This is a genomic window from Draconibacterium sp. (genome assembly GCF_041583095.1).
In the GTDB taxonomy this organism is placed as follows: Bacteria; Bacteroidota; Bacteroidia; order Bacteroidales; family Prolixibacteraceae; genus Draconibacterium.
The window spans coordinates 1-9,946 of sequence record NZ_JBFHGM010000195.1 but is presented as its reverse complement, the minus strand read 5'-3'; the positions used below and the strand labels follow the sequence as shown (position 1 = coordinate 9,946).

Annotated in this window: 6 protein-coding genes; all 6 read left to right on the top strand. The window is 42.5% G+C overall.

Annotation, left to right across the window (positions count from 1 at the left end):
• Nucleotides 1-3,251, top strand: a 3,251-nt coding sequence (gene rpoC / locus ABZB17_RS16190) for a DNA-directed RNA polymerase subunit beta' (protein WP_372651565.1), incomplete at its 5' end; no start/stop codon positions are given.
• 18 nt (nucleotides 3,252-3,269) lie between these two features.
• Complete coding sequence (locus ABZB17_RS16185; protein WP_038555994.1) at nucleotides 3,270-3,596, top strand: DUF3467 domain-containing protein; 327 nt, start codon at nucleotides 3,270-3,272, stop codon at nucleotides 3,594-3,596.
• Nucleotides 3,597-4,544: 948 nt separating this feature from the next.
• On the top strand, nucleotides 4,545-5,420 hold the full coding sequence (locus tag ABZB17_RS16180; RefSeq protein ID WP_372651564.1) for an electron transfer flavoprotein beta subunit/FixA family protein: 876 nt from the start codon (nucleotides 4,545-4,547) through the stop codon (nucleotides 5,418-5,420).
• A 33-nt stretch (nucleotides 5,421-5,453) separates the two neighbouring features.
• Complete coding sequence (locus tag ABZB17_RS16175; protein ID WP_372651561.1) at nucleotides 5,454-6,473, top strand: electron transfer flavoprotein subunit alpha/FixB family protein; 1,020 nt, start codon at nucleotides 5,454-5,456, stop codon at nucleotides 6,471-6,473.
• Nucleotides 6,474-6,494: 21 nt separating this feature from the next.
• On the top strand, nucleotides 6,495-8,204 hold the full coding sequence (locus ABZB17_RS16170; protein WP_045026368.1) for an acyl-CoA dehydrogenase family protein: 1,710 nt from the start codon (nucleotides 6,495-6,497) through the stop codon (nucleotides 8,202-8,204).
• Between the two features lie 416 nt (nucleotides 8,205-8,620).
• Entirely contained in the window at nucleotides 8,621-9,868 is a 1,248-nt protein-coding gene (locus ABZB17_RS16165) for a hypothetical protein (protein WP_372651559.1), read from the top strand.
• The last annotated feature ends 78 nt before the right edge of the window (nucleotides 9,869-9,946 follow it).

The following is a 9,946-nucleotide window of genomic DNA, read 5'->3' as shown; positions in this document are numbered from 1 at the left end:
CACTGTCTGACAGTTTGAAAGGTAAGCAAGGTCGTTTCCGTCAGAACCTTTTGGGTAATCGTGTTGACTATTCTGCACGTTCGGTAATCGTTGTTGGTCCTAAATTAAGGATCCACGAATGCGGTATTCCAAAGGATATGGCTGCTGAGCTTTACAAACCTTTTGTAATCCGTAAGTTGATTGAAAGAGGTATTGTAAAAACGGTAAAATCGGCAAAGAAAATCGTTGACAGAAAAGATCCCGTAGTTTGGGAGATTCTTGAAAACGTGCTGAAAGGACACCCTGTAATGTTAAACAGGGCACCTACTCTGCACCGTCTGTCAATTCAGGCATTCCAGCCTGTTCTTATTGAAGGTAAAGCAATTCAGCTGCACCCGTTGGTATGTACCGGTTTTAACGCCGACTTCGATGGTGACCAGATGGCGGTTCACTTACCATTAGGTAATGCTGCAATTTTGGAAGCTCAGTTGTTAATGCTTGCTTCGCACAACCTGTTGAACCCTGCTAACGGTGCTCCTATTCAGGTTCCATCGCAGGATATGGTTTTGGGTCTGTACTACATGACCAAATCACGTAAAGGTTGTCGTGGCGAAGGAATGACTTTCTATTCAGCAGAAGAAGTAACTATTGCATACGAAGAGAAAGCAATCGACCTTCACGCTATTATTAAAGTTAAAGTTGAAGATATCGATGAGAATGGAGAATACTTCAATCATATCATCGAAACAACTGTAGGTCGTGTTCTTTTCAACGAATATGTACCACGTCAGGCAGGTTACGTAAACCAGATTTTGACTAAAAAATCGTTGCGTAGCATTATTACCGACGTATTTAATAAGAGTGGTAACGCAATTACTGTTAAATTCCTTGATGATATCAAGAACCTGGGTTACACAATGGCATACCGTGGTGGTCTGTCGTTCAACTTAGGCGACGTTATCATTCCTGAGGACAAAACCGAAATTGTTGCTAACGGTTACCAGGAAGTTGAAGAGGTAATCAACAACTATAACATGGGTTTCATTACCAATAACGAACGTTACAACCAGGTTATTGATATTTGGACACATGCGAATGCGAAACTTACCAACTCGGTAATGAAGACCATTAGTACCGACCGCCAGGGATTCAACTCAATTTATATGATGCTTGATTCAGGTGCAAGGGGTTCTAAAGAGCAGATTCGCCAGTTGTGCGGAATGAGGGGTTTGATGGCAAAACCACAAAAATCTGGTTCTACAGGTTCTCAGATTATTGAAAACCCGATTTTGGCAAACTTTAAAGAAGGTCTTTCGGTACTGGAGTACTTTATTTCTACTCACGGTGCTCGTAAAGGTTTGGCGGATACCGCACTTAAAACAGCTGATGCGGGTTACTTAACACGTCGTTTGGTAGACGTTGCCCAGGATGTTATCATTTCGGAAGACGACTGTGGAACTTTACGTGGTTTGGTAGCCAGCGATGTTAAAAATAACGAAGAGGTTGTAGCATCATTATTCGAAAGAATTATTGGTCGTACAACAGTACACGATATTTACCACCCGTTAAATGGTGAGTTAATCATCAAATCGGGTGATGAAATTACTGAAGAGATTGCTAAAGTAATCGAAGATTCGCCAATTGAAACTGTTGAAATACGATCGGTATTAACCTGTGAATCAAAAGTTGGTGTTTGTGCCAAGTGTTACGGACGTAACCTGGCTACCGGCAAAAAAGTTCAGAAAGGTGAAGCTACCGGAGTTATTGCAGCACAGTCGATCGGTGAGCCGGGTACTCAGCTTACACTTCGTACCTTCCACGTAGGGGGTATCGCGGGTAACATCTCAGCACAATCAACAGTTGAATCAAGATACGATGGATACTGTGAGATTGAAGAGCTTCGTTCGGTACCGTACAAAGATGACGAAGGAAATGACGTTGAGATTGTAGTAAGTCGTTTGGCCGAATTAAAGATTATCGATAAAAACACCAATATTCCACTTTCTACTCACCCACTTCCATACGGTTGTAAACTGTATGTGAAAAACGGTCAGGAAATCCGTAAAGGAACTATGATCTGTGATTGGGACCCATTTAACGGTGTAATTATTACCGAGTTCGATGGTAAAGTAGAGTTCGAGAACCTGATTGAAGGTATTACTTTCCGCCAGGAATCGGATGAGCAAACCGGTTATAGCGAGCGTGTAATTATCGAAACAAAAGATAAGACCAAAAACCCAACATTGAAGATTATGGACGATGCCGGTGAAATGATCCGCTCGTACAACCTTCCGGTTGGAGGTCACATCTCTGTTGATAACGGACAAGAGGTTAAAGCAGGTAAGATTTTGGTTAAGATTCCTCGTGCTGCCGGTAAAGCAGGCGATATCACAGGGGGTCTGCCACGTGTTACCGAGTTATTCGAGGCACGTAACCCATCTAACCCTGCCGTTGTTTCTGAGGTAGACGGTGAAGTTTCATTAGGTAAGATAAAACGTGGTAACCGCGAGATCATTGTAACCACTAAAAACGGCGATGTGAAGAAATATCTTGTACCGCTGTCGAAACAGATCCTTGTTCAGGAGAACGACTACATCAGAGCAGGTATACCTTTATCTGATGGAGCTACAACTCCTTCTGATATTCTTGCAATTAAAGGGCCTACTGCTGTTCAGGAATACATTTTGAACGAAGTTCAGGATGTGTACCGTATGCAGGGGGTAAAAATTAACGATAAACACTTTGAGATTATCATCCGCCAGATGATGCGTAAAGTAGAAATCGTTGATCCGGGTGATACTCGTTTCCTTGAAAAACAAGTGGTCGACAAAAACGAATTCATGTCTGAAAACGACTGGATCTACAACAAAAAAGTTGTAGTTGATCCGGGAGATGCTGAAGGGCTTAAAGCCGGACAGATTGTTTCTTCACGTCGTTTGAGAGATGAGAACTCGCAGCTCAGAAGAAAAGATAAAAAACTGGTAGAGTCGAGGGACGCAATTCCTGCAACATCAAGCCAGATTCTTCAGGGTATTACAAAAGCAGCGTTACAAACACGCAGCTGGTTGTCTGCCGCATCGTTCCAGGAAACAACAAAAGTTCTTAACGAAGCCGCTATCAACGGTAAAATGGATTACCTTGACGGACTGAAAGAGAACGTAATTTGTGGTCACCTGATACCGGCAGGTACCGGATTGAAAGAATACAAAAACCTTGTTGTTGGTTCTAAATCAGAATACGACAGGTTGGTTGATATGAGACATTCGGATTAATAGCTAAAAAGGATTACTATGGAAGATAAAAAGCATAAATCGCAACAAATAAACATTGAATTGAACGAGGAAGTAGCTCAGGGAACCTATTCGAACCTTGCGGTTATTACTCACTCAACTTCTGAATTTGTAGTTGATTTTGTACGGATTATGCCAGGTATTCCAAAAGCGAATGTAAAGTCTCGTATTATTCTTACACCGGAACATGCCAAACGTTTGTTAATGGCCTTGCAAGATAATATTGCAAAATTTGAAGCACAGCATGGCCCGATTAAAAACGTTAATTCAGGTAACGATCCGAATTTGCCACCAATGAATTTTGGTGGACCTACAGCTCAGGCTTAGTAATTTACAAGCATAATATTTAAAGAGGAATCATTAGTGGTTCCTCTTTTTTTGTATTATAACTGGTTAATGTCGATGAAATAAATACGGGCTTGGGCGACATTCTTGAAACTCATCAGAAAAACAAATTGAGGATTGCCTGGGACATAAAAAAACCGGCCCGTAATTAACGAACCGGTTCTCTGAATTAATTTGGTTAGATTTGGTTTGAAATCCGCGGATGAAGGTAATAAAATTAATTATATGCAACAATCCGTTAATTGTACAATTTGTTATGCGTGATGTGGTTGATGTTCCATTGATAGGAAAAGACGATTTTGCTTGACATGAAGTACTCATTGTTAGAGTTGAAGCGGTTCTTGCTTGACTTGAAATGGTAGTTGTTTGACTTAAAGCCCTTATTGCTTCAATTAAATTGGCCATTGCTTAACCCGAAGTGGTCGTTGCTTTAGTTGAAGTGGTTGTTGCTTTAGTTGAAATGGTTATTGCTTTAGTTGAAGTGGTTGTTGCTTGAGATGAATTAGTCATTGTTTCAGATAAAGCACTTATTGCTTAAGTTAAAGTCGTTAGTTTACAAATCACATCGCAACACTTTATCCAACAAAAATGACCGTTTAAAACGCCTGAAAACAGCCTGAAACCTCCTGTTTTTAATTAAAATGGTTTTAAATTAAATGTCACTTTCCGTGCTCAGAATTTTAGAATATTAAAGGCGATTGTTTTAAAGCATTGTCAGTATTGCGTTTGGACGGCTGTTCGAGGGCTGAATGCCTTGGCTGCTCTGCTATTTAACAAACATTAAAGGTCTGTGAGTCCTAATCTCTTTGGTTAGTTTTGCACCGATTTTTATATTTGTTAGCTTTCAAATTGCAGGAGTGGGTAAAATGCTCGGGCAATAGATCGAAAAAATAAAGAAATTATATATCAATCAATAAAAAATCTTACTGAATGAAGGCTTATAACATTATTGTTTTGGCGAAGCAGGTTCCCGACACACGAAATGTGGGGAAAGATGCGATGAAGGCTGACGGGACGATAAACAGGGCTGTGCTTCCTGCCATCTTTAATCCCGAGGATTTGAACGCCCTCGAACAAGCACTACGCATTAAAGATCAATTTCCTGAATCAAAAATCAATATTCTAACCATGGGGCCGGGCAGGGCTGCCGATATTATTCGCGAAGGTTTATATCGCGGTGCCGACGGTGGTATTTTGCTAACCGACCGTGCTTTTGCCGGTTCGGATACATTGGCAACATCGTATGCCATTGGACAGGCCTTGAAAAAAATGGGTAAAATTGATATGATCATTGCAGGTCGTCAGGCTATCGATGGTGATACTGCCCAGGTTGGCCCTCAGGTGGCCGAAAAGCTGGGTATGTTGCAGATAACATACGTTGAAGAGGTGCTGGAGGTGACAGACAAAACGGTTACCGTAAAACGCCGTTTAGAGAATGGTGTGGAAACAGCAAAATGTCCGCTTCCATTGGTAATGACTGTTAACGGCTCAGCTCCTGATTGCCGCGCACGTAATGCCAAACGAATCATGAAATTCAAAAAGGCACGTACAGTTACCGAACTTCAAAAGGAAAATGAAGACTATACTGCATTGTACAACGAACACCCCGACCTGATGATTCAGGAATGGACCGTTAACGATATTGAAACTGATGCATCGCAGCTTGGTCTTACCGGCTCGCCAACCAAGGTGAAAACGGTTGAGAATGTTGTTCTTCAGGCAAAAGATTCGAAAGTAATTTCGGCTGCCGACAACGAAATTGAGGCCATGATGGTTGAGTTAATTAAGAGTCACACAATTGGCTAAGGCCATTAAATGAATAGTTAAAAATTTGAAGAAATGAGCAGCGTATTTGTTTATTGCGAAATAGAAGATGGCCAGGTAGCTGATGTTAGTCAGGAATTGCTAACCAAGGGACGTACCCTGGCAAACGAATTAAAATGTAAACTGGAAGCCATTGCTATCGGTACAAAACTCGATAAAGTTGGCGATCAAATAATTCCTTATGGTGTAGATACACTTTACATTGCCGACGATGAGCGTTTGTTCCCCTACCAGACTTTGCCACACACTTCAATTGTGGTGAACCTGTTTAAAGAGCAAAAGCCTCAGATCGCTTTGATGGGAGCTTCGTCGATTGGTCGTGATTTAGGACCACGTGTTTCGTCGGCATTGCACAGCGGTTTAACTGCCGACTGTACCAGCCTTGTCATTGGCGATCATTACGATAAAAAACAAGACAAGAATTACGAAAACCTCCTTTACCAGATTCGTCCGGCATTTGGAGGTAACATCATTGCAACCATTATCAATCCCGATTGCCGTCCGCAAATGGCAACCGTGCGCGAGGGTGTTATGAAAAAAGAAATTCTTGATCCGAAATACAAAGGAAAGGTTGTAAAACTTGATGTAGCTAAATATGTAAGCGACGAAGATTTCGTGGTTGAGATCATCGAGCGCCACATGGAAAAAAGCAAGGTGAACGTTAAAGGTGCACCTATTGTTGTTGCCGGTGGTTACGGTGTAGGTTCAAAAGAGAACTTCAAGTTGTTATACGATTTGGCAGAAGTACTGGGTGGCGAAGTTGGTGCTTCGCGTGCTGCGGTCGACTCTGGTTTGGCAGGTCACGAGCGTCAGATTGGGCAAACAGGTATTACCGTTCGTCCGAAACTGTACATAGCCTGCGGTATCTCGGGGCAAATTCAGCACCGTGCCGGAATGGAAGATTCAGCACAGATCATTGCAATCAACACCGATCCTGAAGCTCCGATTAATGCACTAGCCGACTATGTAATTACCGGAGATGTGGCAGAGGTCATTCCTAAAATGATCAAGTATTATAAAAAGAACAGCAAATAGTCACGACTTAAAATTGAAAAAATGGCAAATTATTATACAGATAACAGCGAGTTAAAATTTCACCTGAATCACCCTTTAATGAAAGAGATCGTTCGCTTAAAAGAACGTGAATATACTTTCAAGGATGAATTTGATTTTGCTCCACTGGATTACGAAGATGCAATTGACAGTTACGATCGTGTGCTGGAGGTTGTTGGCGAAATTTGCGGAAACATTGTTTCTGAAAACGCCGAGAGTATTGATGCTGAAGGACCGGAAGTAATCGACGGACACGTAAAATATGCCCGCGGAACCGAAGAAAACATCAAAGCATTAAACCAGGCCGGATTGATGGGAATGTCGTTGCCTTACAAATACGAAGGTTTGAACTTCCCGATTGTGCCTTATATTATGGCTGCCGATATTGTATCGCGCGCCGACGCTGGTTTTGTAAACATTTGGGGTTTGCAGGATTGTGCCGAAACCATTAACGAATTTGCTTCGGAAGAGCAAAAAGAAAAATACCTGCCACGTGTTTGCAACGGCGACACTATGGCAATGGACTTAACCGAGCCGGATGCAGGTTCCGACCTTCAGGCGGTGCAGTTAAAAGCTACCTGGAACGAGGAGAAACAAGTTTGGTTGCTGAATGGTGTGAAACGTTTCATCACCAACGGCGACGGCGATATTTCGCTTGTGCTGGCCCGCTCGGAAGCCGGAACATCTGACGGTCGTGGTTTGTCGATGTATATTTACGACAAACAATCGGGTGGTGTAACCGTTCGTCGTATCGAGCACAAAATGGGTATTATTGGTTCGCCAACCTGCGAGCTGGTATTCAAAGATGCTCCGGCCGAATTGGTTGGATCGCGTAAAATGGGACTGATTAAATACGTTATGGCATTGATGAACGGTGCCCGTTTGGGTATTGCAGCGCAGTCGGTGGGAGTGTGTGAAGCAGCTTACCGCGAAGCTTTGGAATACGCCAAAGAACGTATGCAGTTCGGTAAAGCGATCATCAAATTCCCGGCTGTTTACGAAATGCTTTCGCTGATGAAAGCCAAACTGGATGCTTCGCGTACTTTACTATACGAAACTTCGCGTTTTGTTGATATGTACAAAACTTACATGCACATTGCCGAAGAGCGTAAACTGGAGAAAGAAGAGCGCGACGAAATGAAAAAGTACCAGCGTTTGGCTGATATCTTTACACCACTTGTAAAAGGTATGGCGAGCGAATACAGTAACCAGCTGGCTTACGATGCGGTTCAGATTCATGGTGGATCGGGCTTTATGAAAGATTACCCGGTTGAACGTATTTACCGCGATGCACGTATTACATCTATTTACGAAGGAACAACACAGTTGCAGGTTGTTGCTGCCATCCGCGGTGTAACCACAGGTGGTTATCTCAACCAGATTCGTGCATACGAAGCTGAAAAAGTTTCGCCAACATTAGAGCACCTGAAACGTACGCTTATTATTCTTACTGCCGATTACGAAGAAGCAGTTAAGAAAGTAACTGCTGCCGGCGACAACGAGTTTGTTGATTTCCATGCACGTCGTTTGGTTGAAATGGCAGGCCACATTATTATGAGCTACCTGTTGTTGCTGGATACCAACCGCGAGGCTTCGTTCCTGAAATCGACGAAAAACTATATCGCCTTTGCAAAAGCACAGGTGAAAGCACATGCCGAGTTTATCCGTGCATCGGAATTAAGCGATGTAGGTGATTACAAATTTGAAATGTAATAATAGCTGCGAGTCACGAGCTGTTAGCTTTTAGAAAAGATAATAGAGCCACTTTCCGGTTAACGGGAGGTGGCTTTTTCTTTTTCGAAATTTCGAAAGCGGTTCAGTTTATTTGGAGCCTTACATCAATGATGTTTTCCCTTTGTAAGGGAAAATGTCGACAGACAAAAGGGTAATGATGGCAAATAAAATTCTTTACCCCTCACCCTGTCAGGAGCTCCCCTCTCGAGGGGAGCCAGTCTTTTGTGATATTTAGTAGATTATACGATTTATCACAAAAAACATGAGTTAGGGAGCCTTTGGTAATACTCCCAGAAGAGCCGCAAAACAAAAGTCGAACAAGCCACATTCGTTATTTGTTAAAGAAGACAAGCGTAACGACCTAGGGATTTACGCGTTATAAAACAAATAATTCAATGCCGGGAAAAATTAGAATTCAACAAACTATAATTGCGCTGTTTGTTACTTCTTTGTTTTTATTTCTGCCGTTTCACAAGGCTGCTCTGGCCAGCTCAACTTTTAAATTACAAAAAGGAGAAACCTTAATTTACGGGCATAACCTCAACGAGGGCGACGTTGGTGTGCCGGGTCTGGTATTTATTAACAAACGCGGAATGTTTAAAACAGGCCGTACATGGAGCGAGATTATTACACGAGCGCGTGTGAATCCTTCTTCGCACACCTGGATTTCGCGTTACGGATCGGTTACGTTCAATAATTTCGGGAAAGATTTCCCCGATGGCGGGATGAACGAAGCCGGTTTATTTATTTGGGAGACGAACGAAGAAGCCGATTATCCGAAAAACGATAGTTTGCCCAAACTTAACCAGATGAACTGGATGCAGTACATTCTCGATAACTATTCAACTACTGAAGAGGCTATTCGCTGTGCCTCAGAGTTTCAGATCGATGGCTGGGCCTGTCACTTTTTTGTTGGCGATGCCGAGGGAAATACGGCAGCAATTGCCTTTATAAATGGCGAAGTGGTTGTACACTCCGGAGATGAGATGCCCGTTCCGGCACTTTTTAATTCTCCTTATGATCGTGAGCTGGAGTTGTCGAAATATTTCCGTGGTTTTGGTGGCGAATACCAGCCCGTCGAAACGGATCCGAATGTGCCTCGTTTTGTGCGTACTGCGGTAATGATTGATAACTTCCAAAACGGAGATGATCCGGTGGATTATGGTTTTTATATGCTGAAAACCTTACGTGTATTCGACGATCCCGAGTGGTCGATCTTGTTTGATGCCCAAAACCGAACGGTTCATTTTCGCACCCGTATCAATCCCGAAAGAAAGATACTGGTAATGGATGAAATTGATTTTAGCAACAGCGAACCGGCGCTGGTATTGAATATGGCTACGGCTTTTAGTGGCAATATTCTGTCGGTGTTTAAACCCTATTCCAAAAGTATCGCGCAGCATTTCATCCGGTTTGAGTTATTGCCCGTTCTTCCCAAGGATTTTTATACACATGGCGACTTATCCGCCAGGCAGTTTACTGATCGGATTGTTAATCATACCGATTCTTACACCGACAGTACGAATCACTTTTTTAAGGGAACCTGGGAAAGCAGTCGAACAGTAAATGAACCGCACTTTTTAATAACCCGAGTTCGATTTAAAATATGGCCAATTGGTCTGTGCAAATTTCTTCATATTTGATAGCAGGTTTCTTAGGAAAAAAGTGATAAGCAATTAGACCAGAAATCATATTTGTAATAAAGTTTGCAAAAGATCTGT